This window comes from Caulobacter sp. GSs2 (assembly GCF_058680895.1).
In genome coordinates this window covers 25,184-48,502 of record NZ_JBZWJL010000003.1, presented here as the reverse complement: position 1 = coordinate 48,502, position 23,319 = coordinate 25,184, and the positions used below count along the sequence as shown (strand labels likewise).

Below are 23,319 nucleotides of genomic sequence, written 5' to 3'. Positions count from 1 at the left end.
CGCGCCGCGTAAGCAAGCGGCTTGACCGTTCTTACACCGCCATCTCACCGGCGCGGCGCGCCAGCGGCGCCCTGAGCGTCTTGGGCGTCACCCCATAGGCGCGCGCGACCACGCGCACCGCCTCGTCGCCAGCGAGTCTGGCGCGCGCCTCGGCGATCTGCTGGCCATTCAGCTTTGGCGGCCGACCGAGATGGCGGCCGGCGGCCGGCGGCCTTGGCCGCGACAATCCCCTGGCGCTGGCGCTCACGGGTCCGTCGGCGCTCGTGCGCGGCGAGGCTGGCCAGGATGTCGGCGATCAGCCGGCCGTCATTGGTGGTGATGTCGAGGGAGGGGAGGGCAAGCACCCGCAGGACCACCCCGCGCCGGATCAGGTCGTCCATGAGCAAGACCGCCTCGCCGGTGCTGCGGCCCAGCCGGTCCAGCTCTGTCACCACCAGCTCGTCGCCAGCGTCCAGTCCCGCCAGCAACCGATCGAGCCGATGGCGCGCCTTCACCCCGCTTTGGACCTCCTCAACGAGCTGATCGCAGCCGGCCGCGGAAAGCTGTGACCGTTGGCGGGCGAGGTTTTGTTCCTCGCTCGAAACTCGCGCGTAGCCGTAGCGCATTTCTTCCACCACCTTTCGCCCCGTCCAAGTAGCTGATTTGCTTGGGCCGGGGGAGGGGGGGGAGAAAGGTAGACCTTTTTCCCGAGCGCGCGCCGCTGCTATCGCTCTCCATGCGCCCTTAAGATTTCATCGTTACTCTACTTGGGTCGGCGCAAAGCATTGAGTTGCGGACGGGGTGGATAGGCCATGACGCGAACACGGGAAGCTGCGGAGCCGGTCGCCGAGGTCGCTGAGCGCCTGGCGCGGATCATCGAGTTGCTGCCAGCCGGAGCCGTCCACGTGCGGGCCGGCGTCCTGTCGATGAATGCGGCGATGGAAGAGGTCACAGGGTATGCCCGCGCCGAACTGCCGACGCTGGAAGCCTGGTTCGAGAAACTCTACGGCGACACCTCCGGCAAGCTGATCGCTCACTATCTTGACCAACGGGCGCAGGGTTTTCCGGCGACGGTCGAGGGCTCGATCCGCCGCAGGGACGGCGAGGTGCGCCGCATCGAGTTCCGCGCCTGTAACGACAGTTTAGGCGAAATCTGGATCGTCAACGACATCACCGAGCGCGACCTGATCGAGCGCGATTTGATCGCCGCCAAGGACCGCGCGGAGGCCGGCGCGCGGTCGAAATCCGAGTTTCTAGCCAACATGAGCCACGAGCTGCGCACGCCGCTGACGGCGATCATCGGGTTTGCAGAACTGCTCGCCCGGGAGGGGTCGCTAGCTCCTCAGGAACGCCACTGGCTGGCCCGCATCGAGGACGCCAGCAAGGCGCTGCATTCGATCGTCAACGACGTCCTGGACTTTTCCAAGCTGGAAGAGGGCGCCGTCGAGCTGGAGAGCGAGCCATTCGGTCTGCGCAAGCTAGTCGAAGACACCGTGGCCCTTCTGGCGGATCAGGCAGAGCGCAAGGGTGTCGGCCTGGCGATTTTCGTGGATGACGGGCTTTGTGATGGGCTGAGGGGCGACACCGGGCGGTTGCGGCAGATCCTGCTCAACCTGATCTGCAACGCCGTGAAGTTCACCAATCATGGCGGGGTGACGATCCGGGTTAGCGAGGACGTAGGGGCCGGCGGCCCGCCCCAAGTCCGGTTCGCCATTTCCGACACCGGTATCGGCATTCCGGACGCCGCCCTGGACCAGGTGTTCCAACGCTTCGTGCAGGCCGACGGATCGGTCTCGCGAGAGTTTGGCGGCACCGGCCTGGGCTTGGCCATCTGTCGCCGGATGGTGGAGCTGATGGGCGGAGAGATCGGGGTCGAGAGCCGGGTTGGATCGGGCTCGACGTTTTGGTTCTCGGTCGCCCTGGCGCCGGCCGCCCATGTCGAACAGCCGGGCGCCGAGGACCTTGCCATCGACGCGGGCGCGGTGCGCCTGCTGCTGGTGGAAGACACCGAGGCGAACCAGGAGCTGGTCTCCACGATTCTCCGCTCGGTCGGCGTCGAGGTCGACATCGTCTCGAACGGCGCCGAGGCGGTCGAGGCGGTGCAGGTCTGCGCCTATGACCTGGTGCTCATGGACGTGCATATGCCGGTAATGGGCGGTGTCCAGGCGACCCAGATCATCCGAAGCCTGGGCGGCGAGTTCGCCACCCTGCCGATCATCGCACTCACCGCGAATGTGCTGCCAGCCCAGGTGGCCGACTACCATCGCGCCGGCATGAACACGCACCTGGCCAAGCCGATCAACCCCCGCGAGATGCTGGCCGTGATTGGCCGCTGGGCGGCGGCGGATCGCGCCGCCGAGCCCGCGCCGCAAGACCTGCGGGCCTGAATCCGCGATTTCGAAACCGACCGTCACCGCCGATCGCCACCGCGCCGGTTCGGACTGTCGGAACTTAATTTCCGATAATGTCGATCCACGACAGATCGGGAAACGCCTTACCGCATAAGACTTCTAAGTCATTGATTTCCGATAAGATACATTAGGCGCAAAATGGATGTAGGCGCAAAGTGCAAATGTCAGTGCCTAGCAAGTTAGACATGTCAGTCTCTCCGACCGTGCGTTGGTCCATGGGAGATGACCTAGATGCCGGTGCGAATCATGAGCGATGCAGAGCTGAGCAAGTTTGAGATTTTGCGTGATGTGGATCATGGGCGGATGCCGGCAGGCGCCGCGGCTACGATCCTCGGGCTTGGCGAGCGACAGGTTTGGCGGCTGCTGAAGGCCTACCGAGCCAACGGCGTTGACGGCCTGATTTCCAAGAAACGCGGTCGGCCGAGCAACCGCAAACTACCGACGGATATGCGGCAGACGATCATGGCGATCGTCAGAGGCCGCTACGCCGATTTCGGACCCACGCTGGCGGCGGAGAAGCTTCGCGAGTTGCACGACCTGACGGTTTCCAGGGAGACGCTTCGTGCCTGGATGATCGCTGACGGCCTCTGGCGTGACCGCAAGAAGCGCCAAGCCAAGGTCTATCAACCGCGCTATCGGCGTGACTGCGTCGGCGAGCTGGTCCAGATCGACGGCAGTGAGCACCGCTGGTTTGAGGACCGCGGCCCAATGTGCTCGCTACTGGTCTATATCGATGACGCCACCAGCCGGCTGATGCACCTACGGTTTGTCGACACCGAGTCTACGTTCTCGTACTTCGCCGCCACCCAGGGCTACCTGGAGGAGCACGGCAAGCCGGTCGCGTTCTACAGCGACAAGCACTCGGTGTTTCGGGTCAGCAAGGCTGGCGTCAGCGGTGACGGCATGACCCAGTTTGGCCGAGCGTTACACGCGTTGAACATCGAGATCATCTGCGCCAACTCCAGCCAGGCCAAGGGCCGCGTCGAGCGGGCCAACAAGACGCTGCAGGACCGACTAGTCAAGGAGATGCGCCTGGCTGGCGTAAGCACCATGGACGAAGGCAACGCCTTTCTTCCTAGCTTCCTGGCCGACTTCAATGCCCGCTTCGCCAAGCCGCCGGCCAACGACAAGGATCTCCATCGGCTGATGTCGCCGCGTGATCGGCTCGACGACGCGTTTAGCTGGCAGGTGGAGCGGACACTGTCCCAGGCCCTGACCCTGCAATACGACAAGGTGCTGTTCATCCTGGATCCGACCGAGGAGGCCCAGGCCGCGATCGGCAAGCGGGTCACTGTGGCCGACTACCCCGATGGCCGCCTGGTCATCAGCTACAAAGGCCAGACCCTCCCCTACCGGACCTTCGACAAGATCCGGAAGGTCAACCAGGCCGCCGTTGTCGAGAATAAGCGCCTGGGGCCGCTGCTGGAGATGATCAAACTCTACCAGGCTGCCCAGCCCCCCGAGCAGCGCAGCAAGCGCGGGCCCAAACGGCGCGACCAGACCGGTCACATGTTCAACGTCGGCTGATCAATGTCGCCTTTCTGGCCCGAAGCTAATTTTTGCACCCGACCCTAAGCGGGCGTTAGCGCGATCCGTCAATCATGCGGAAAGGCCAGCCTAACGTCGTTCATCTATGGAGCGCATTCGGCGTCTGGATGCGATCTCACTTGCCCCGCCACTGACGAGACGAATTGTAATCCCATAGCCAACTAACAGACCCCACCTTGTCCATTGGCCTGCCAACGTCATGTTCTGGAGAACAAACGAACCCGCCACAGCAACGAAAAGCAGGCAGCTTAGCAATAATGCTTTGGCTGACGCTTTGGGGGACGCGACACTCCATAGCCAGTACCAGGTCAGCACGGATGCGAATAGCCAAGCCAACGCTGCCCATGTTGCCGTTCCACCGCTCGGAAGCTGGAATAGGGATGATCGCTCGACGGGCATGAAGCAACTTTAGCGACGTGATGTTGACGTCTGGTTTCCACCCCTTGCCGAAGTTGGGAACGTCAGCTTGCGGGCCAAGGGTCCAACGTCCGGTTTCTGGCGGTGATCTGATTTCCGTTCCCGACCGAGGCCGTGTGAAAACTCCGGACGGACTTTCAGTTGGCCGTAAAATTCCCTTGTGGGCGGTCCTGCGTAGCCACCAGTCACACTGCGGCGCTTTCTGAAGAAATGCGACCGTTCGTTGTGAAACTGATCCCAGCGTTTGGTGTTGGCATTAGCGCGTTGATCAGCCGGGGTCCCGGTCGGACACATTCTCGACCCCAAACTCGATCAGGGCTCCTCCCAGCGGGAACTCTAAAATCCGATCTTGTGAACTTCCGTCGCCCGTTGTGATACGGAAGCGGTCGATGACGTAAGGAAGGCCTTCACTGGCGAGGATTTCCGCACCTGTAGCCACCTGAAAATGCAGATGCGGCTCTCGCGCGTCTCCCGAATTACCGATTGATGCCAGCATGTCCCCCCGCCGCACACGGTCGCCTGGTTTGACGCGCAGGCTGCCCGGTTTCAGATGCGCGTAATAAGCGAACTGGCCATCACCCAGATCGAGCACGATCGAGTTGCCGGCGACCGACTCCATGGTCATCGGCACGGCTGTTTCAAACCCTGCGGCGGTGCGAGGTATGTTGTCTGGAAACCCATCCGTGGCCACGACTACTGTCGCATCCGCTACGGCAAACACCTCTGCGCCGTAGGTGTGGTAAGATCGGACGTCGCGCGCGTCGCCAGAGAAGTAGGCGTCGTGTTCCATCCGTTTCCAGTCCACAGCGTATCTACGGGAAATCTGGGCGAGTCCCCCGGCAACGAAAAGACCCGAGCGGTGATGGGAACCGCTACTCAGCCCGCTTACCGCCCGCCAGTTTGGTCCCGAAACAGGAGGGGCGAGTACCCTCGGTTCTCTGGTGCGCGTTCCGAAGGTCGGCCCTTCAGCCACGGAATCGGCGAGAAGAACTCGATGGCTGAGCCTTTCCGGAAGCGCGCTGCGACTATCGAACGCAAAGCAGAGGAATGCGACAGTCAGTCGGCCAGCCTCTAGGGGGTGTTCGCCATCGAGCGCATCAGCGCCGATCGGAAGCAACTTTTCGAATAGCTGCGGGCCCGTCAGCAAAGCGATCGGCGAGCCTTCGGGTTTGTCCGCATCAAGCACCTCAATGCCGCTCAGGGCGAGCGGCGCTTCCGTGAAATTCTGAATGTGCAACTCATAGAGCAGATAGTTGTAGCCGCCAGCGGGGAAGATGATCGGCTCAAAGGGCGTGCGTATCTCTAGCTGCACAGGAGGAAAAGACGGATTCTCCAACGCGCCCTTGGAGGTCAAACCTCCGTCGTAGGCGGCGACCACGCATCCGCCAGGAAGCGGCAGGGCTGTGGGCCCGTCTGCAACAGCCGGTGTGCTCGCCAAAAAGAAAAGGAGTGCTGCTCCAGTTCGCGCGACATTGTGCTTCACCAGCTACTCCCCCTTGGCACCTCAGGGCCTGAGGCGGGCGCATTGCCCGGCATGCCCACCCGACGAACGTCCAAGTGCGGCTAGTAGCCGTATCTATGTCCGCTTCCCACCCTTCTGAGAAGTTTCGAACGTCCGCTCGTGGCGCGCAAACCCGTCAGAGCCTCGCCCGCCTGCGGCGCGCTCGGTGAGGCCAAGAGAGGCGAACACCCCTGCCCTTGCCACGGTCGCCGGCCGGGCTCTGCGCGGTGTGAGAGCTCCGCGCCCGCCCGCCGCCCGACTCCAAACACAGTGCGGGGTGACATTTCTAACTGGCAGACTCCGCGACATCTCTAACCGGCGTAGACAATGGATGTAGCCGGGTGGATTCTATTTTGAAGTGCAACATCTCATGGTTTTCAGAGGGTTGGCTTCAGAAGGAACAAGCCCGTGGGGAACCGCTACGATCACCTAACTCTGCCTGATCGCCGACTGATCTTTCAGTTACAGCAGGCCAAGGTTTCCGTGCCTGAGATAGCTAGGCGACTTGGACGGCATCGCTCGACGATTCATCGCGAGATCAGGCGCAACTGGTTTGACGATGGCCGTTGGCTATGCGGCTATTTCCCTGAAAGTGCTAATGCCGCCGCTGATAGGCGTCGCACGCGGCACAGCAAGCTTCACATGGACGCGGCTTTAGCCGGCTACGTCGTCGACCGGCTGAAGGACGCCTGGTCGCCTGAGCAGATTGCTGGTCGCCTGGAACGTGACTCCAACGGCCAGCGCCGCCTGTGCCACGAGACGATCTATCAGTTCATCTACAGCGACCGTAGCTACGAGCTCTGCAGGCTGTTGCCCACACGGCGGCGAAAGCGCCGCAAACGCTACGCCCGCCGTCCTCGTGGCCTATTCATTCCCGCTCAGCACACCTGGGCCAAGCGCCCGGCCGAAATTGGGGAGCGGACTTCCTTTGGCCATTGGGAGTGCGATCTGGTGATGTTCCAGCGCGCCCATGGGCAGCGCAACGTCCTTGCACTTGTCGAGCGCCAGACGCGGTTCGCTGTACTCCGCGTCCAGCCGAGCCGCCATTCGAAGCCTATCATTGTGTTTCGGCTTGCAAAAGTGACCCCCTTCTCGGGGATATCGGCGTCCAAAAATGACCCCCCATCCTTGAGGCTTTGATGGCCAGATCGGCGGCTTGTGGAGCTGCGGATCGAGACGGGGATGTTGGTATTGGAGACGGTGGCGAAGATCCGGCGCGAGCACTTCGCGCGGGGCAAGGGCGTGAAGACGATCGCGCGAGAGATGGGCCTGGCGCGCAACACGGTGCGCAAGGTTCTGAGGTCGGGAGAGACCTCGCTGGAGTACGAGCGGCGCGAGCAGCCGCATCCGAAGTTGGGGACCTTCATCGAGCGCCTGGAGGGCATGCTGGAGGCCAACGCGTCCGGCCCGCGCAAGGACCGGCTGACCCTGACGCGGATCGCCGACCTTCTGAGCCGTGAGGGCTATGACGGCGGCTACGATGCGGTTCGGCGCTACGCGGGTCGCTGGGCCGATCAGCGCCGGGGCGTCAGCTCGCCGGTCGAGGCCTTCGTGCCCCTGAGCTTCGCGCCGGGCGACGCCTACCAGTTCGACTGGAGCCACGACCAGGTGGAGATCGGCGGCACGCCGCTGACGGTGAAGGTGGCCCACCTGCGGCTCAGCCACAGCCGCCGCTTCTACATCCGGGTCTATCCGCGCGAGACCCAGGAGATGGTGTTCGACGCCCATGCCCGGGCCTTCGCACTGTTCGGCGGCGTCACCCGGCGGGGCATCTACGACAACATGAAGACCGCCGTGGAGGCGGTGTTCGCCGGCAAGACCCGGCGCTTCAACCGGCGCTTCGAGCAGATGTGCTCGCACTACCTGATCGAGCCGGTGGCCTGCACCCCGGCCTCGGGCTGGGAGAAGGGCCAGGTGGAGAACCAGGTCGGCTACGCCCGTGACAACATCTTCAAGCCGCGTCCTCGGTTCAGGACCCTGGAAGAGCTCAACGGCTGGCTAGAGGCCGAGTGCGAGCGCCGGGCGCGCAACGACCGTCACCCCGAGTATCGCGACCGCACGGTCCAGGAGGTGTTCGAGGCCGAGCGGCCGTTCCTGGCGCCGTTCGTGGGTCCCTTCGACGGCTTCCACCAGATCGAGGCCGTCGCCCAGGCCACCTGCCTGATCAACTTCGACCGCAACCGCTACTCGGTGGCGGCCAAGGCGGCGCGGCGCGCGGTGCAGATCCGCGCCTATGCCGACCGGGTCGTGGTCCTGTGCGACGGCGAGGTGGTGGCCGATCATCCCCGCGGCTTTGGCCGCGACCACACCGTCTATGACCCCTGGCACTACCTGCCGGTCCTGGCCCGCAAGCCTGGGGCGCTGCGCAACGGCGCGCCGTTCCAGGACTGGCCTCTGCCGCCCGCCCTGACCCGACTGCGCAAGCGGCTGGGCTCGGGCGACGAGGCCGATCGGCGCTTCGTTCGGGTGCTGGCCAGCGTCCTCGATGACGGCCTGGACGCCGTGGACGACGCAGTCCGCGAAGCGCTCGACGCCGGCGTCGCCAGCGACGAGGTCATCCTCAACATCCTGGCCCGACGGCGCGAGCCCCCCAGGCCCGAGGCAATCACGACTTCCCAGGCGCTGGCCTTGCGCCACCCGCCGATCGCTGACTGCGCCCGCTACGACCTGCTGCGAGGTCCCCGTGCAGCGGCATGAGATGATCGAGGCCCTGGGCCAACTGGGCTTGAAGGGCATGGCCGCCGCGTTCGACGACGCGGTGACCACGGGCCTGCAGCGCAATCGCACCGCTCTGGAGATGCTGGCCGACCTGCTCAAGGCCGAGACCGCGCACCGCCAGGCCGCCTCCATCCGCTACCGGATCACCGCCGCCAAGCTGCCGGCGATGAAGGATCTGGCGCGCTTCACCTTCGACGGCTCGCCGATCAACGAAGGCTTGGTCCGCGCTCTGCACGGCGGCTCATTCCTGGCCGATCACCGCAACATCGTGCTGGTCGGCGGCACCGGCACCGGCAAGACCCACCTGGCCATCGCCATCACGGCCAACGTGGTGCGGACCGGCGCGCGCGGTCGCTACTTCAACACCGTCGATCTGGTGAACCGCCTGGAGGACGAGGCCCGGCGCGGCAAGACCGGCGCTCTGGCCGCCCAGCTCTCGCGCCTGGACGTCGTGGTGCTCGACGAGCTGGGCTATCTGCCGTTCGCCCAGTCTGGCGGCCAGCGCCTGTTCCACCTGATCAGCAAGCTCTACGAGCGCACCTCGGTGATCATCACCACCAACCTGACCTTCGGAGAATGGCCCACCGTCTTCGGCGACGCCAAGATGACCACGGCGCTGCTCGACCGCCTGACCCACCACTGCGACATCGTCGAGACCGGCAACGACAGCTGGCGGCTCAGGAACCGCGCCTGATCGGCGCGCTCCGCGTCATCCACAACTTGTTCAACCTCCCCCAGACCCCCTCCGGGCAGCTCATCGATCAGTGGCTCACTAGGCGGCGACGCGCTGCGCTAGCTGACCGCTACGCGCCTCGCCGCCAGTCCGGGAACAGAGGCTAGAGGGGTCAATATTGGACGCCGATAGGGGGTCAGTTTTGGACGCCGTTTGACAGCCCTGACTTGCCGAAATGGGCCTGCAGGAACGCCAACGACTGCCGCTTCATGTCGGCGCCAGTCTGGATGCCGAGCTTGTGCATCTTCGCCGTCGTCACCGGGCCGACGCCGTAGAACTTGGTCACCGGCAGCGCCTCGACGAACGCCTCGCCCATCTCCGGCGTCACCACGTACTGGCCATTTGGCTTGCGGAAGTCGGACGCCAGCTTGGCGATGAACTTGTTGTAGGAAATGCCCGCCGACGCCGTCAGGCCCGTCTCATCCAGGATCCTGGCCCTGACCTCCTTGGCCGTCGCCGAAGCCGTCGGGATGCCGCGCAGATTGTCGGTCACGTCGAGATAGGCTTCGTCCAGCGACAGCGGCTCAATCAGCGGCGTGTAGTCGGCGAAGATCGCGTGGATCTGGCGCGACACCGCCTTGTAGACCTCGAACCGCGGCGGCCTGAAGATCAGCTCCGGGCACTTGCGCAGCGCCGTGGTCGACGGCAGCGCCGACCGAACCCCAAACTGCCGCGCCTCATAGCTGGCGGCCGCCACCACGCCCCGCTTCTCAGGGTATCCGACCGCAACGGGCCTGCCCTTCAGGCTCGGGTCATCGCGCTGTTCGACCGCCGCAAAGAAGGCGTCCATATCGACATGAATGATCTTGCGGACGCGCTCGCCGGTCATGAGCGGCAACCTAACACGCCGCAGAACAAAACAAGAAACACTGCTCGACGTGGCGCCACGCAGGCGCCAACGTGGCTCCATGGATTCCGATTCGAAAACGACCACGGTCCGTAGCCTGGATCGCATCAACCTCCGGCTCGCCGCCGAGACCTTCGCCGAGATCGACGCCGCCTGCGCCGCGCGGCCTGGCAATGTCTCGCGCAACACCTGGATCGCCGAGGCCGTGCGGGAAAAGCTGGCGCGGGAGCCAATGGCCGCAGCATCGCAGACAAGCGAGCGCCGCGCCCATGGGTAGCTTCTACGAGTTCTTCGCCGGCGGCGGCATGGCCCGCAAAGGGCTGGGCCTCGAGTGGACCTGCCTGTTCGCCAACGACTTCGATTTCAAGAAGGGCCTGACCTACCAGGCCAACTTCGGCGCAGCGGAACTGAAGGTCGCCGACATCCGCGCCATCACGCCGGCCGACCTGCCGGGCACAGCCGACCTGATGTGGGGCTCGTTCCCCTGTCAGGACCTCTCGCTCGCCGGCGTCGGAGCCGGGCTCAAAGGCGAACGCTCCGGGACCTTCTATCCCTTCTGGGATGTGGTCCGGACCCTCAAGGCGGAGCGCCGGGCTCCGAAGCTGATCGCCATGGAGAACGTCTGCGGGACCCTCACCTCCCATGGCGGCAAGGATTTCGAAGCCATCTGCCGGACCTTCTCCGACGCCGGCTACCGCTGCGGCGCCCTGGTGATCAACGCCGATCTCTTCGTGCCGCAGTCGCGACCCAGGCTGTTCGTCATCGGCGTGCGGGCCGACGTCGCCATCGATCCGGCGCTGCTGTCGCCGGAACCCCTCGCACCCTTCCATACCCGCGGCCTGTGTCGCGCTGTCGAAGCGCTCCCCAAGGCGCTGCGCTCGAAGCTCCTGTGGTGGAACGTGCCCACGCCCGGCCACCGGGTCAGCACCTTCGCCGAAGTGATAGAGGAGACGCCGACCAGCGTCGCCTGGCACACCCCGGTTGAGACCGAGCAACTGCTGGCCAAGATGTCCCCGCTCAACAAGGCCAAGGTCACCGCTGCCATGCGGGCGGGGCGGCGGATGGTCGGTGGCGTCTACAAGCGCACCCGGCTCAATGAGAAGGGCGTCAAGGTTCAGCGCGCTGAAATCCGCTTTGACGATGTCGCCGGCTGCCTGCGGACCCCGGCGGGCGGTTCCAGCCGGCAGGTAATCGTCGTGATCGATGGCGCCAAGATCCGCTCGCGTCTGATCTCCGCCCGCGAGACCGCGCGCCTGATGGGCCTCTCCGACGACTACAAGCTGCCGAAGAACTACAATGAGGCTTACCACCTCACCGGCGACGGCCTAGTCGTCGACGTGGTTCGCCACCTAGCCCAGCACATCCTCGAACCCTTGCTGGCGGAGCCACTCGAGGCCCGCGCGGTCGCGTGACCGAGCTCTTTCAGCGCGATCCCGATGCGGTCAACGTCCCGCCATTTGAGACCGAGGACCTACGCCGCAACCTGACGGTCTTTCTCGACACGCCCTTCGATGACCCTTCCGGCGCCCGACCCTTCGTCGGCAACTATCGCTGGGGGGTCTACGCCTTCTTCGACTACGACGGCGAACCGATCTATGTCGGCCAGACCAATGAACGGCTGCGCACCCGCATCCGCCGCCACCTGACCAACCAGCGCACCGACGCCGTGGCCATGTCGGTCCTCGACCCCTTCGAGGTCTTCGAGATCGAAGTCTGGCCCCTCCCCCAGTTCGAGGCGTCCAACCGCAGCGACCTGGCCGCCCGGCAACATCTCGACGCCCTGGAGCGCGTGATCACCGAGCGGGCCGTCGAACGCTCACAGTTCAAGGCGATCCTCAACGAGAAGGATCCGCCCCCGGGAACCCTGACGGTCGAGATCCCACCCTCTTTCCGAGCCCGGATCGTCTCGGAGCGGGTGCATGAACTGCGCGCGCATCCCGACTTTCGCATCGCCCGCCGGGCGCTTATCCTGTCGCGTCTGGCCCAGGTGATCTCCGAGCGGAAGGTCCAGGGCGGTCTGCGGCGCGTGCTCCTGACCCAGGCCAAGAGGCTGCAGTGGCTCTCGGCCCGGCGCTACGAAGCGCTCGGCGGGGCGGCCTCGGTGCCCGTCGAAGCCGAGGGCGAGGAGATCTGAACCGCGAGGCGCAGGGCGCCTAGCTGTCACCAGCTAAAATGAAGGCTGCCGGGAGCCCGCGCATCCCGCTCGGCGGGAAGCGCCGTCGAGCGGCCGGCGGCGCCGAAAGGCGGCCGTCACAGAAGAGGTCGGCCAGAGACCTAGGCTCTGACGCTGGGAAAGCCTTCCTACCCGGTCGTCGCTTAAGCCATGGGGATGTTGATGATTTGACCGGCGTTGTACCGATCCGGATCAAGGATCGTCGTCCGGTTTGCGGCCAGGATATCGGCGACCCGTCCCTTGCTCTGGAAGTAATGCTCGCTGATGTCAGCTAGACTTTGGTTTGGCCCGATCCTGTGTCGGCGAAACTCATGCCCGGCAGCCGAGACGGTAGCAGGCAACTGAACACCATCTGCAACGTACGCTCCTCGGGTCGCATACATCCAGGGCTCGAACTCACGCGCCGCTTCATCCAACTGACCCTTCAAGTCATCCAGCGGCTTCGGACGATAGAGGTCGCGGTCCGGCGTAGCCCCTTCCGGCGCCGCCCATCTGACAAGAGCGGACCTAGACACCTCGTGCATGCTGCGGGGTCCCTGTCGGTGAATAATAGGCGGCAGAAAGCGCATCACGATAGACTTTGGATTCCAGTTGAACTTCTCGGTGTTGTCGTTCTTGGCGAGGACGTCGGGCCGGATGCCATAGATCCTCGAGATCGACGTTGAATCAAAGCGCAGGTGCGCCTTCTTGGCGCCCTCCCAGATCCATTCCAGCGCCTCGTCCGACAAGCCTCGAACGTCGCCGCCGCCGCCGACAGAGCCATGCGTGCCCGGGAACCAGACCTGTTGATACGGACGCTCGGGATCGTCAGCCTTGAAGCCTTTTGCGATGTTTAGCTCATCGACATTGTCCCAGAGCGTAACGTCGAACTTTCCACGGCGCTCATCGAGCGCAACCGCATGCCGGGCGGAGTCCACAGAAGGATAGAGATTGTGGTCGTGGAACTCCTCGTCATCCGCCTCACCATCGCCGTCTTGATCCCCCAGCAGGGCTGACCCCAACGTCTTTACCGTGTCCCAGACCCCGATATATTTGATCTGAACGATCGGCGCCTTGGCATCGTCGAACAGCGGATCGTTCGCCTTTCGCCATGCCGCGTCTTCCGGATTAGCGCAGCAGTCGGGGACGAACTGCTGCCGAAACGCCTTCAGATCGTCAAAGAAGGTCGGCGGGGCGTTACGGCGTTGCCGATAGAGGGATGTCGCAACGGCGATCTTGTCCGCGAAGCAGCTGCTCACCACCCCGAGATTATGAATCAGGCCCGCGAACGAGCGCGCGGTGTAGGCTCCCCGTGAGAAGCCGAAGATAAAAATCTCATCGTGAGGCTCGTAGTTGAACACCAGGAATTTGTAGGCATCCATGACGTTGTCGTAGAGGCCGTGGCCGAATGCGCCGCCGACCAGCTTGTCCTGTTTGGTGCTTCCAACGCCCTCGTCGTAGTAGACGATCTGAGGTCCGTCGGGCGCGCTATTGCGGATGCTGGACGCTGTGATCGCGACGTTGGTAGGGGTCTCGGTCGCGAGCGTGTTGCTCGTCCCATCAAAGCAAAACACTAGGCGTTTCATGGCCACCTCAGGCTGCGCGAGCGACTCGTATCGCCAGTCAGATCTAGCTTTACCATAATCTCGGACACGGAACAAAGATCGAACGGTAACCCTGGCAGCGTCATTGCAGAGTGAAGGTGAAACCTGCACCGCATTCATTCAGGGTCTAGCGCTAGCTACGACCTTTCGGCCGGCTCTGACGGCTATCGCCGCCGGAATCTCGACGGCCGGAGTCTACTTCTATCTAAGCTGACCAGTTCCCCAGCCGACTGTCAGGCAGGCCAGCGGCCGCTCAGCGCTGGCTCAACGGCGAGCGCACCAGCCAAGCGCCCCACGCCCGTCCGCAACCGGTCAAGGCAGGTCGCTCTTTGAAGTGAGCGCACGCACCAACCTGAATAGCTCAGCCTGGTACTTTGCGTCGTGCAGGGCATCGTGATCGCCGCGGCTCACCGGCGCCAGATGCTTGGCCACCTGGCTCGAGCGGGTGTCAGCCCAGGTGCTGCCGGTGGCGCCCATATACAGCGCCTTGATGTCGAGCGCGGTGAAGCCGAACGGGTTTCCGCCCGTGAAGCGATGGAAATAGTAATTCACAAAGGACCAGTCGAAGGGCGCGTTGAACCCCACGAACACGAGGGAGCGCTCTTCATCGGCGAGCGAACGGGCCCAGGCGCCGAACGCGGCCATGGCCGCCTCGGGCGTTTCGCCTCGGATCGCCAACTCATCGAGGGATAGGCCTGTCACCTCCAGCGCCTTGGGGTCGGCGTTGGTGTTGATGGGCTTCAGCTCGATGCTGAAGGACCTGGATTCATCGTCCACGTCGCAAGCGCCGATCGACAACAGGCTGTACTCGCCAGGGATGGGGCCGGCGGTTTCGACATCAACCGAAATGTAGATTTCTGGCTTGTGGGTCATGAGATCAGCGGCTCCACAGGGACGAGCGGCGGCCGGTTGCGGATCGCCCTCCAGTGTTCGCGAAACGCGCGGCGCCGATCTTCGGCGGAGCCCTCCGTCGACCAGTGCAGGCCAGACAGTGTCGTAATATCGAATGGCAAGCTGGCGCCCTGCTGGACGGTCACCATTGTCGGCAGGCCGCGACCCAGGGCGTAGCCGAGTTCTAGAAAGCAGTTAGGCCTGGCGCCGGTGATGTCAGCCAGCACGACGCTGCTCCGGTGTAGCTTGGCGAAAATCTCTTCGTCGATGCGCGCGTGATCGTATGCTTGGCGACCATCGACGACGACCAGCCGATACCCCAGTTCGCCCTCGATCACCGGCCGCACGACCGTGTCGAAGAAGTTCTGGACCGCGGCGTATTCCGGCAGATCGGGGTTCAGCATCCGCACGGCGAACGCCCGAGGCGGCTCCAGGGCTTCAAGCAGTTCGATCAGATCGTTGACGCGGTCCGAAGTCGCCTGTCGGGCCGGAAAGCGAATGCGGTTCAGCCAATGGTGCGCGTCACCATCGTCCGCGATCTGGAAAAGTCGCCGGGTCTGGTGGCTTGTGAGGCCAAAGTTATAGAGGCGCCGTGCGCCCGTGCTTTCCGGACAAAGGGGCAGGTTCAGCGGGACAATCGGCTTGCCGCCATCGTGGTACAGGTTGGCGAGGAAGAGGACGCCTTCCGTTCCACCCAAGGCGATAAGGATGTCGCCCGACCGGGCTTGAGCCTCCATGCGCTTGCTGGCCATGTTCCAGTGGGCCGCGTTCTCGATCTGAACGAGGGCGAGATTGCCCCGAAGGTCGTCCCACAGGTCGACAAATTCCGCCGGGATCTGGTCCTCGCTCTTATGGTGCTGGACCGCGATCGCCATCGGCCCGGGGACACCGGCTGGGCGATGGATGAGGTTGTCCCGCAGGGTCTGCCAAATGAGCCAGTCGAAACAGATCGGCAGGCTATCGGCCTTTCGCTTGGGCTCGGCGTCCACGGGGACGACGAAATTGGCGCCGCGCCTGACCAGAGCCTTCACCAGCTCAACGACAAACTCACGCGCCAGCCTGACGTCATCCCCCGTGGCGATAGCCACGTCCTCGACGATGCTGCCGGCGATATGGATTCTCCGACCGAGAAGCGGGGATCGGGCCATCAGCGATCCTCCATCACCGGCGAGGCCTTGAGCGTGGTCGCCACCGTGTGCAGATGCTCAAACCGAAGGGCGCTGTCGGGATAGGCCTTGGCCAGGGCTGCGGGATAAAGACGTGTCCTGATATCGGAATAGGTCCAGCCCGGCTGGCCAACCCGCGGACCCGTCGCGGTCACCAATTGGCCGATCTGGGCCGGGCTGAGAGACAAGGCATCCAGATCCATCGACAGGAGTTGGCGGCGTTCTTCGTCGGAAGGCCTGCGGAATTCCTCCATGATCGCGGCGCGTCGTTGCAAAGCGGCGTCAACGACCGACAAACGGTTGGTGCACAGAAAGACCACGATACGACCGCCGTATTGGCGAAGGTCATCGACGCATTGGATCAGCGTGTTTACCGCCACCTTATCCTCGTGGTGGCTGTGCTGCTGCGACCGCGCGGCCGCGAGGCTGTCCCCCTCATCGATGATCAGGATGGCTCGGCGGTGCTTGCCGGCCGACGCCACCACCTTCTTGAACGCTTCAGCGATTAGGGTGCCCATCTCGCCCACCATGCCGCTGCCGCGGACCCGGTTGCTGAGCTTGAAGAGGATCGAGTCTTCGCTTCGCGCTTCGGCCACAAGCCGATTGGCCATGCACTCCGCCATGGCCGTCTTGCCGGTGCCGACGTCGCCATGGAAGATCACCAGCGGATATTGCTCGGCGACAAGATCGCAAAGGGCCAGCCGGCCGCCGTGGTGTTGCCGGTTCCAGCTGGCCAGTTGGCCGACATTCAGTAGCAGCCGCAGCTGATCGTGGACGCGGGCATAGCGCGTGCCGAAACCCAGCAAGGTCTTCTCCCGGCGCGCCAGCCCTTCGTCCGGCAGGGGCGTTTCACTGTCAAAGATCGACGTCTGGCTCACGCGGCCCAGTCCCTTCGCTGCATTCCGTAGGTGTTGCTCGCGTAGTCGCGGCCGCCGGCCGAACTCAGGCCGCTATGGCTGGTGTCAGCGTCGGTCGGCGACCAGTTGATTTTGAGCTGGCCCTTGAAGGCCGCCTTCGCCGTGGCGGTGTAGTTGCTCGAATAACCGAGGACAATTCGCAGGTGGGGCGACGTCACCTTTGGCCAGAGGACCCCTCCGGGCCGACTGGACGTCAATCCGCCAGCGTCGGTATCGACATCAAAGCGGGTGGCCATCACCTCGACGCCGTTGCTCAGCAGCGTGACATCGACGTAGTCGAGGTATCCGGCCTTCGCCAGCGCCTCGACGTCGTGTGCGTAGTGAGCAGCCTTCTCCGGCGTCCACCCGCCAGTGCTATCGGCAATCATGGCCAGGTCGGCTTTCACGCGGCGAACCACCTTCTCAATGTCGAGAACGGTGTAGGTCGCGGTGGCTGAGGCGGTGCGGGTCTGGGTCATCGCCTATTCCTCCGTTTTGAAGCGAGGCCCGAAGATTTCCTTCCAGACGTCGTTGTCGTTGTCGGCCGAGGCGAAGTTCGCGGTCTCCCAAGCCTCAGTCGCCGCCGCCACAATCTCAAGGCGCTCAGCCTCGCTGATCCGGCTAGCGACGTTGTTGCGGCTGTAGACGGGGTCGAGGATCACAACGGGATCGGTGAAGACGGTGAAGGGGGCCACGTTTTCGGGGAACCGGATTTCGTCCTTGAGCCCCGACTGGGCGATGTAGAGCAGGAAGTTCCGGAACCGTTGCTCGATCGAGCCGTCGGCGCCCTGTTCGGCCAGAACGTGGGCCATGATCAGTTCGATGACGAAGGATTTGAGGGGTTTGATCCCCGCGTGGTTTCGCCATTTCTTGGCCATCCGCACCAACGTGCGGAAGTCCTTGTCCTGGTCCTTGCGGTCGCGAACGAACTTGATCTGACACGGCGCGCAGGTCTGGACCTTCGAGCCATCATGGATGTCGAACTGCCAGCCATAGCCAGCCTGGTTCGGGTCCTCGATGACCGGGACGATGTCGACGCTGAGGCCGCTGCCGACGAACGTCACCGTCGCCGCCTTGCGCTGGATCTCGAAATCCTCGACCGACTTGGTCGGGTAGATCTTGATCAGCAGGTCATAGATCTGGTCGTTGATGCTCTTGAGGGTCTCGTGATTGATGTCACGGCCCGAGATGTAGAACACCACATCGACATCGACCGGGTCGACCGCGGTCTTGCGCAGAATGGTGTATTTCGCGAACGACCCGGCCTTGACCACCTTGGTGATCTTGATCTCGGTCTTGTCGCGGACGCGCTTGCACAACTCGGTGATCAGGCGGTCGACCTGGGCGTGGTATTCTTTGCGCTTGTCGGCCGGCAGGCGCAGCACGTTGCCGTCGTAATAGCGCAGTTCAGTGTTGCTCAACGCCACCTGACGCCCCCTTTCCGTTGCCGACAATCGGTCGATCGCGCGGTTTACAAAATGTCGCCTCATTCTCGGGCCTAGGCTCATATGGAGCCCTTAAGAGCCGATTTCAAGGGTATCGGTTTACAAAAAACACACTACATACGCCATATGTAAACCGACGTGATGCAGGAGGTGGACGATGATTGGACACAAGATCAAGGTCGCGCGCGCCGCGGCCGGGCTGTCCCTCCGTGGCCTGGCCGAGGTGATGGGCGGGGTGGTGTCTGCCCAGGCCATTGGCAAGTATGAGCGCAATGAGGACATGCCGGGCTCTCGTGCGCTCATGGCCCTCGCCGACTCGCTTGGCGTGACCGAAGACTACCTTCTTTCAGAGGATGAGATCGCCCTAGAGGGCGTGGACTTCCGGAAGAAAGCCGGATCCTCGGCGCGTGAAGAAGCAACGCTCGAAGCCCGCACGATTCACATGCTCGAACGCTACTTGGCGATCGAAGACCTGCTGCATTTGCGCAGCGTCGACTGGGAGCAGCCACGCAGCGCGCCACACCACGTCGGGGACCTTAGGGACGCCGAGGACGCCGCCCGCTCGGTGCGCGACGACTGGGGCCTGGGCAATGACCCTATCCCTCAGCTCGCGGAACTTCTTGAGGAACGCGGCGTGAAGGTGATGTCACTTGACCTCGATGACATCGACGGCCTGGCGGCTAAGGTCCGGCGGCGAGGCCGAGACGCGGCCCGCGTCATCGTAATAAAACGCAGCAGTTGGTCGGAGAGGAAACGCTTCAACCTCGCGCACGAGCTTGGCCACATGGTCCTGAGCGTGGCCGCTGGCGTCGATGAGGAGAAGGCCGCACACAGATTCGCGGGTGCGTTTCTGGTGCCGGCAGATGTGCTGCGCGCGGAGGTCGGCGCTAGCCGATCATCGCTAAGCCTAGGTGAGCTCGTGGCGCTCAAGGAACGGTTCGGCGTCAGCCTGCAGGCGCTGACCTATCGGTGCAAAGATTTGGGCATCATCAACCAGGCGGCCTTTGCGAAGCTGTTTCGCGTCTTCGCGGAACGAGGCTGGAGGGCCTACCCATTCGAAGAACCCGGCAGGATGAAGCCGGAGCTAGAGGAGCCCAGACGGTTCGAGCGCCTGTGCTATCGCGCGCTGGCCGAAGGGGTCATTGGTGAAGCGCGCGCCGCCGAGCTCCTAGGCATCTCATCGCGCGAACTGGACGCCCGTCTCGATCAGGTGGCGGCATAGTCCAATGGCTGTCCTGGTTTCCGACACCTCGGTCATCATCGACCTGGAGCGGGGAACGCTGCTGGACGACCTCTTTCGCCTCCCCTTTGAATTTGCGGTGCCCGATCTCCTATTCCGCCGTGAACTCGCAGGCGCCTTAGGCGATCGGCTCATTGCGCTCGGATTGCGGGTCGAGGAGCTGACGTCGGTCGAATTGACGCGCGCCACGACGGTTCGTCGAGAAAGGAAGGAGCTCTCCACGCCCGACACCTTCGCGTTCGCCATCGCAGAGGGTCGACAGTGGCCCTTGCTAACAGGCGATGGCGGCCTTCGGCGTCTCGCGGCGGAGTGCCAGGTGGCCTTTCATGGCGTTCTTTGGATTTGCGACCAGCTCGAAACCGGATCGCATGTGCCGCGGCCAAGACTACACGCCGGCCTGACCGCACTCTCGTCTCATCCCCGTTGCCGGCTGCCAGCCGCTGAGGTGCGCCAGCGCCTCGATCGATACGCTGAATAGGGTCGCAACCCGTCTGATTCGGACGAGACCGCGCGTAACTAAAATGAAGGCTGCAAGGAGCCCGCGCATCGCGCGTGGCGGGACTCGCCGTCGAGCGGCCGGCGGCGCCCCAAAGGCGCCCGTCAGGGGCGGACCCGCAGGAGCCGCGCAGCGGCGGGACCGAGCACGCCCGCCGGCCGCTCTCCGAATCCGGGGCGTTGCGGGGTGTCCCCGCTCGAAGGGGTCGGTCGAGACACCTATTGGCTCGACCGCAGGGGAAACCCTTCCCCCCAATGAGCCCCCTACCCCTCGGCACAAGCCTCCAGGACGTAGGCGTCACCCTCGCGGCCAGTCACGCGGGCGACCTCCTGGACCCGCCGCCCGGCCGGCGCGCGGGCGATATGGATCACCAGGTTGATCGCCTGGGTGATGGCCCGATAGGGAATCCGCTGGGTCACCTCCCCGATCAGATCCTCCAGCCGCGTCAGGCCCTCCGCGGCGCTATTGGCATGGATGGTCGCCAGGCCGCCGGGATGGCCCGTATTCCAGGCCTTCAGCAGGTCCAGCGCCGAGCCGTCGCGCACCTCGCCGATGATGATCCGGTCGGGCCTCAGCCGCAGCGTGTCGCGGACCAGGTCGGTCATGGTGACCTGCGGCTCCGTCCGTTTGGTCAGCATCTGGATCTGGTCCGCGGCGGAGCATTGCAGCTCGGCCGTATCCTCGATCAGCACCACCCGATCCTCGGCGAAGGCGGGTTCGGCCAGGATGGCGTTGGCCAAGGTCGTCTTGCCCGATCCAGTGCCGCCGACGATCAACATGTTTTGCCGCGCGACCGCCGCCGCCCGGATGATCGCCGCCTGGGCCTCGGTCATCATCCCGCCGGCGACATACTCGTCTAGAGTGAACACCACCTCCGGCCGTTTGCGGATCGCGAAGGCCGGGCTGGACACCACGGGCATGAAAGCCCCTTGGAAGCGCTCCCCGGTGAGCGGCAAGGTCGCGCTAACCCTCGGGTGATCACGGGTGACCACCTCGCCGGCGTGGTCGGCCAGCAGCCGCAGGATGCGGTCGGCGTCCGCCGCGGCAAGGTGTTCTCCCGTCCACGACCTCCCCTCCCCGATCCGGTCCACCCAGATCTTGCCATCGGGATTGACCATCACCTCAACGACCAGACGCTCGGCAAGGGCGCCGGCGATGACCGGGCCCATCGCCTGGCGCAGGGCCGCGACCTTGCGGTCGGTTACGACAGGATGATGCTGCGACATGGCGTTCTCCACGGACTTGGGTTGGATGGGGGCGAAGGGTCCACTACAGGCTCCCGTCGTCATCGCCGGGCCGCAGGGCGGCGATCGGCTGGGGCGCCAGGTAATCCTCGGTCAGATGCCCTTCAGGCGCGTCCGCAGAGCCTTTCCCGGGCCCGGAGCGCGCTCGGGGCGGCGAGACACCCGCAAAGCCCTCAGGAGCCGCCACAACGGCCCTGACACCCTTCCAGTCGATGGAGGCCCGCCCAGGCAGGTCGGCGGCCTCTGGGCGCTGCTCATAGGCCGCGGGCACGCCGTTGAAGTAGTCGCCCGTCCGCGCCTTGAAGAACGGCTCCTCGTAGTAGCGAATCTTGTCGGCCAGGATCGGCTTGGTGTTGTTGACGAACAGGAACTGCTTCCTGTCGTCCAGGCCGCGCACGTCCTCCTCGGAGAGGATGTAGCGCTGCTGCTCGGACTGGGAGGTCGAACGGTTCGCGCGCCCAAAAAGGCTGCGCGGATCGCTGTAGCTCTCGCGCATCTCCAGCGCCTTGCCCGCCCGGCGCGTCACCTTGTCGATGCTGGTGGGCTCCGAGGTCGCGAAGCACGCCGTGATGTGCATGTTGTCGAACAGCGGCGTCTTGTCCCCGTACTTGGAGAACACGTCGTTAAAGCTCTGGCAGATCAGGTGGGCGGTGATCCCATAGCCGGCCATCTCGCCCATCGCGTTTTCCAGGAAGGGAAGACTGCCGAGCTTTGGGAACTCGTCGAGCAGCAGCAGGAGCCGGTGCAGCTTGCGCCGGCGGCGGCTGTCGAAATGCTCATGCTCCATCAGGCTGTTGATGGTCTGGCGCGTGAACACCCGCACCAGGAACGCCAGGCGGTCGGCGTGGGCCTGCGGCGTGATGATGTAGAAAGACACCGGCGCCTCGGAGCAGACCAAGTCGCCGATGGAGAAGTCCGACCAGCTGGTCGCGTACTCCACCAAAGGGTCCGCCCACAGCGACAGCGACGCCCGGCAGGTGGCCAGGACATTGGATTTCACGCGCTCGTCCATGGTCGAGAGCGCCGTCGCCCCCAGCAGGACCTCGGGGTGGATCTCCGCGATCGGCGCGCCCTTGGCGTCCCGCGCGAGCCCGTCCGCCGCATGATAGTCCGGCCGCCAGCGGTGCTGGGTGTTCATCATCGCGTGCAGGGTCGGCTCGATGTTGATCAGCAGCCGCCGGACCTGGGCCAGGTTCTTCTTGGTGTCCGCCTCGCTGTAGAGAACGTGCAGGATGATCGCGGTGAAGAAGTCCGTCGCGCTCTGGTCCCAGAAGTTCAGGTCGCCGGCTTTGCGGCCCAACGGATCGACCAGGATCCCTACCACGTTCTGGATATCGGCGATCTCCATCGGCCCCTTGCGGACCTCGAACAGCGGATTCCAGCGGACGGTGTTGGGGTCGGTCGGGGAGAAATAGAAGACGTGACTGAACGTCTTCCGGTGATCGGCGGTGATGTGCCAAAGCTCGCCCTTGCGATCATAGATGAAGGCGCTGTGCGGCCAGGCGATCAGGGTCGGGACCACATGCCCGGCCCCCTTCCCGCTCCGCGACGCGCCCACGATGATCGCGTGCTCGATCCCGCCATAGGTCAGGTATCGGCCATTGAAACGCCCGAGCACCCGGCCGCTGATCTGACCGCTGGTTTGTCCGCCCGGGCCAAAGAGTTTGGCCCTCCGTACGTCATCGACGTCAGCCCAGGCGTCCCGGCCAAAAGCCTTGGGCTCGCGCTGCGATCGGCGGGTCAGCAGCGCCGCCAACATCACCGGCGCCATTGCGACGGTCAGGGCGGCCAAGCCCGCCAGATCGAACGGCTTCGGATAGCTCGGTTGGAAGCGCATGTACCAGCCGACGAAGGACCAGGGCGCATAGACCCGCACCGTCCCGAGGTCGAAGGCGCCGGCCCCAAACTCGCGCGGATAACCGTAGGTCTGCGCCACCATCTGGGTGGCCAGCGTCAGGCCGAGAAGGATCGACAGGGCCGCCAACGGCAGGATGATCGCGGCGCGCGTTGAGGCGTTCATCGTCCCTCTCC

At 64.3% G+C, this 23,319-nt stretch carries 20 protein-coding genes and 2 pseudogenes; 10 read left to right on the top strand and 12 right to left on the bottom strand.

The genetic code is table 11. The features are described from left to right. Positions 1-31 precede the first annotated feature (31 nt). Positions 32-247 carry a helix-turn-helix domain-containing protein gene (locus tag ACW17Z_RS20080; RefSeq protein WP_492059002.1) on the bottom strand — a complete coding sequence of 72 codons (216 nt, stop codon included), beginning with the start codon at positions 245-247 and terminating at the stop codon, positions 32-34. A 13-nt stretch (positions 248-260) separates the two neighbouring features. Further along, positions 261-605 (bottom strand): annotated as a pseudogene (locus ACW17Z_RS20075) (recombinase family protein); the annotation flags it as partial. A gap of 186 nt (positions 606-791) precedes the next feature. Between ACW17Z_RS20075 and ACW17Z_RS20070 the strand changes: the two are divergent. Next, positions 792-2,366 (top strand): ATP-binding protein, encoded by a 1,575-nt coding sequence (locus ACW17Z_RS20070; protein ID WP_492059000.1) that lies wholly within the window; start codon positions 792-794, stop codon positions 2,364-2,366. Between the two features lie 255 nt (positions 2,367-2,621). Then, a complete protein-coding gene (locus ACW17Z_RS20065) occupies positions 2,622-3,917 on the top strand; it encodes an ISNCY family transposase (RefSeq protein ID WP_492058998.1) in 1,296 nt (431 codons plus the stop codon). A 706-nt stretch (positions 3,918-4,623) separates the two neighbouring features. On the opposite strand, the gene ACW17Z_RS20060 is transcribed toward ACW17Z_RS20065, so the two are convergent. After that, positions 4,624-5,838 (bottom strand): M23 family metallopeptidase, encoded by a 1,215-nt coding sequence (locus ACW17Z_RS20060; RefSeq protein ID WP_492058996.1) that lies wholly within the window; start codon positions 5,836-5,838, stop codon positions 4,624-4,626. A 426-nt stretch (positions 5,839-6,264) separates the two neighbouring features. Between ACW17Z_RS20060 and ACW17Z_RS20055 the strand changes: the two genes are divergently transcribed. Genes ACW17Z_RS20055 through istB form a run of 3 tightly spaced genes read left to right on the top strand, consistent with a single transcriptional unit; the run spans position 6,265 to position 9,268 of the window. Continuing rightward, a complete protein-coding gene (locus tag ACW17Z_RS20055; RefSeq protein ID WP_492058995.1) occupies positions 6,265-6,996 on the top strand; it encodes an IS30 family transposase in 732 nt (243 codons plus the stop codon). A gap of 42 nt (positions 6,997-7,038) precedes the next feature. Continuing rightward, complete coding sequence (gene istA / locus ACW17Z_RS20050) at positions 7,039-8,553, top strand: IS21 family transposase (RefSeq protein WP_492058993.1); 1,515 nt, start codon at positions 7,039-7,041, stop codon at positions 8,551-8,553. Continuing rightward, entirely contained in the window at positions 8,540-9,268 is a 729-nt protein-coding gene (gene istB, locus ACW17Z_RS20045; protein WP_492058991.1) for an IS21-like element helper ATPase IstB, read from the top strand. Before istA ends, istB begins: the two co-directional genes overlap by 14 nt. 199 nt (positions 9,269-9,467) lie before the next feature. On the opposite strand, the pseudogene dinB reads toward istB, so the two are convergent. Next, positions 9,468-10,136, bottom strand: a pseudogene (gene dinB, locus ACW17Z_RS20040) (DNA polymerase IV); the annotation flags it as partial. A gap of 79 nt (positions 10,137-10,215) precedes the next feature. Between dinB and ACW17Z_RS20035 the strand changes: the two are divergent. Genes ACW17Z_RS20035 through ACW17Z_RS20025 form a run of 3 tightly spaced genes read left to right on the top strand, consistent with a single transcriptional unit; the run spans position 10,216 to position 12,288 of the window. Next, positions 10,216-10,431, top strand: coding sequence for a hypothetical protein (locus ACW17Z_RS20035; RefSeq protein WP_492058990.1), 216 nt, complete (start codon positions 10,216-10,218; stop codon positions 10,429-10,431). Continuing rightward, positions 10,424-11,566: a DNA cytosine methyltransferase gene (locus ACW17Z_RS20030; RefSeq protein WP_492058988.1), complete on the top strand. Its 1,143-nt coding sequence runs from the start codon at positions 10,424-10,426 to the stop codon at positions 11,564-11,566. The genes ACW17Z_RS20035 and ACW17Z_RS20030 overlap by 8 nt, the downstream gene beginning before the upstream one ends. Next, positions 11,563-12,288 (top strand): GIY-YIG nuclease family protein, encoded by a 726-nt coding sequence (locus tag ACW17Z_RS20025; RefSeq protein ID WP_492058986.1) that lies wholly within the window; start codon positions 11,563-11,565, stop codon positions 12,286-12,288. The genes ACW17Z_RS20030 and ACW17Z_RS20025 overlap by 4 nt, the downstream gene beginning before the upstream one ends. Positions 12,289-12,470: 182 nt before the next feature. On the opposite strand, the gene ACW17Z_RS20020 is transcribed toward ACW17Z_RS20025, so the two are convergent. From ACW17Z_RS20020 to ACW17Z_RS19995, 6 genes are all read right to left on the bottom strand, one after another. Next, a complete protein-coding gene (locus ACW17Z_RS20020; RefSeq protein ID WP_492058984.1) occupies positions 12,471-13,892 on the bottom strand; it encodes a phospholipase effector Tle1 domain-containing protein in 1,422 nt (473 codons plus the stop codon). Positions 13,893-14,222: 330 nt separating this feature from the next. Next, the gene (locus ACW17Z_RS20015) at positions 14,223-14,783 is read right to left on the bottom strand and encodes a 3'-5' exonuclease (RefSeq protein ID WP_492058982.1); all 561 of its coding nucleotides are present in this window, start codon (positions 14,781-14,783) and stop codon (positions 14,223-14,225) included. After that, positions 14,780-15,949 (bottom strand): hypothetical protein, encoded by a 1,170-nt coding sequence (locus ACW17Z_RS20010; protein ID WP_492058981.1) that lies wholly within the window; start codon positions 15,947-15,949, stop codon positions 14,780-14,782. The genes ACW17Z_RS20015 and ACW17Z_RS20010 overlap by 4 nt, the downstream gene beginning before the upstream one ends. After that, the gene (locus ACW17Z_RS20005; RefSeq protein ID WP_492058979.1) at positions 15,949-16,845 is read right to left on the bottom strand and encodes an AAA family ATPase; all 897 of its coding nucleotides are present in this window, start codon (positions 16,843-16,845) and stop codon (positions 15,949-15,951) included. Before ACW17Z_RS20005 ends, ACW17Z_RS20010 begins: the two co-directional genes overlap by 1 nt. Continuing rightward, on the bottom strand, positions 16,842-17,342 hold the full coding sequence (locus tag ACW17Z_RS20000; protein WP_492058977.1) for an HORMA-1 domain-containing protein: 501 nt from the start codon (positions 17,340-17,342) through the stop codon (positions 16,842-16,844). Before ACW17Z_RS20000 ends, ACW17Z_RS20005 begins: the two co-directional genes overlap by 4 nt. Before the next feature lie 3 nt (positions 17,343-17,345). Further along, positions 17,346-18,290 (bottom strand): CBASS oligonucleotide cyclase, encoded by a 945-nt coding sequence (locus ACW17Z_RS19995; protein ID WP_492058975.1) that lies wholly within the window; start codon positions 18,288-18,290, stop codon positions 17,346-17,348. A 175-nt stretch (positions 18,291-18,465) separates the two neighbouring features. On the opposite strand from ACW17Z_RS19995, the gene ACW17Z_RS19990 reads away from it, so the two are divergent. After that, on the top strand, positions 18,466-19,530 hold the full coding sequence (locus tag ACW17Z_RS19990) for a helix-turn-helix domain-containing protein (protein ID WP_492058974.1): 1,065 nt from the start codon (positions 18,466-18,468) through the stop codon (positions 19,528-19,530). A gap of 4 nt (positions 19,531-19,534) precedes the next feature. Further along, a complete protein-coding gene (locus tag ACW17Z_RS19985; protein ID WP_492058972.1) occupies positions 19,535-20,026 on the top strand; it encodes a PIN domain-containing protein in 492 nt (163 codons plus the stop codon). 281 nt (positions 20,027-20,307) lie between these two features. On the opposite strand, the gene trbB is transcribed toward ACW17Z_RS19985, so the two are convergent. Together trbB and ACW17Z_RS19975 are read right to left on the bottom strand one after the other, a co-directional pair. Next, positions 20,308-21,270 (bottom strand): P-type conjugative transfer ATPase TrbB, encoded by a 963-nt coding sequence (gene trbB / locus ACW17Z_RS19980; protein ID WP_492058970.1) that lies wholly within the window; start codon positions 21,268-21,270, stop codon positions 20,308-20,310. 43 nt (positions 21,271-21,313) lie between these two features. Continuing rightward, on the bottom strand, positions 21,314-23,308 hold the full coding sequence (locus ACW17Z_RS19975) for a type IV secretory system conjugative DNA transfer family protein (protein ID WP_492058968.1): 1,995 nt from the start codon (positions 23,306-23,308) through the stop codon (positions 21,314-21,316). Positions 23,309-23,319 lie beyond the last annotated feature (11 nt).

Bases quoted from the DNA above. Each gene is read 5' to 3' on its own strand.
- ACW17Z_RS20000 (WP_492058977.1), bottom strand. From the start codon at position 17,342: ATGACCCAGACCCGCACCGCCTCAGCCACCGCGACCTACACCGTTCTC.
- ACW17Z_RS20065 (WP_492058998.1), top strand. From the start codon at position 2,622: ATGCCGGTGCGAATCATGAGCGATGCAGAGCTGAGCAAGTTTGAGATT.
- ACW17Z_RS20030 (WP_492058988.1), top strand. From the start codon at position 10,424: ATGGGTAGCTTCTACGAGTTCTTCGCCGGCGGCGGCATGGCCCGCAAA.
- trbB (WP_492058970.1), bottom strand. From the start codon at position 21,270: ATGTCGCAGCATCATCCTGTCGTAACCGACCGCAAGGTCGCGGCCCTG.
- ACW17Z_RS20010 (WP_492058981.1), bottom strand. From the start codon at position 15,949: ATGGCCCGATCCCCGCTTCTCGGTCGGAGAATCCATATCGCCGGCAGC.
- ACW17Z_RS20020 (WP_492058984.1), bottom strand. From the start codon at position 13,892: ATGAAACGCCTAGTGTTTTGCTTTGATGGGACGAGCAACACGCTCGCG.
- ACW17Z_RS19990 (WP_492058974.1), top strand. From the start codon at position 18,466: ATGATTGGACACAAGATCAAGGTCGCGCGCGCCGCGGCCGGGCTGTCC.
- ACW17Z_RS20015 (WP_492058982.1), bottom strand. From the start codon at position 14,783: ATGACCCACAAGCCAGAAATCTACATTTCGGTTGATGTCGAAACCGCC.
- istA (WP_492058993.1), top strand. From the start codon at position 7,039: ATGTTGGTATTGGAGACGGTGGCGAAGATCCGGCGCGAGCACTTCGCG.
- ACW17Z_RS19975 (WP_492058968.1), bottom strand. From the start codon at position 23,308: ATGAACGCCTCAACGCGCGCCGCGATCATCCTGCCGTTGGCGGCCCTG.
- ACW17Z_RS20035 (WP_492058990.1), top strand. From the start codon at position 10,216: ATGGATTCCGATTCGAAAACGACCACGGTCCGTAGCCTGGATCGCATC.
- ACW17Z_RS20070 (WP_492059000.1), top strand. From the start codon at position 792: ATGACGCGAACACGGGAAGCTGCGGAGCCGGTCGCCGAGGTCGCTGAG.
- ACW17Z_RS19985 (WP_492058972.1), top strand. From the start codon at position 19,535: ATGGCTGTCCTGGTTTCCGACACCTCGGTCATCATCGACCTGGAGCGG.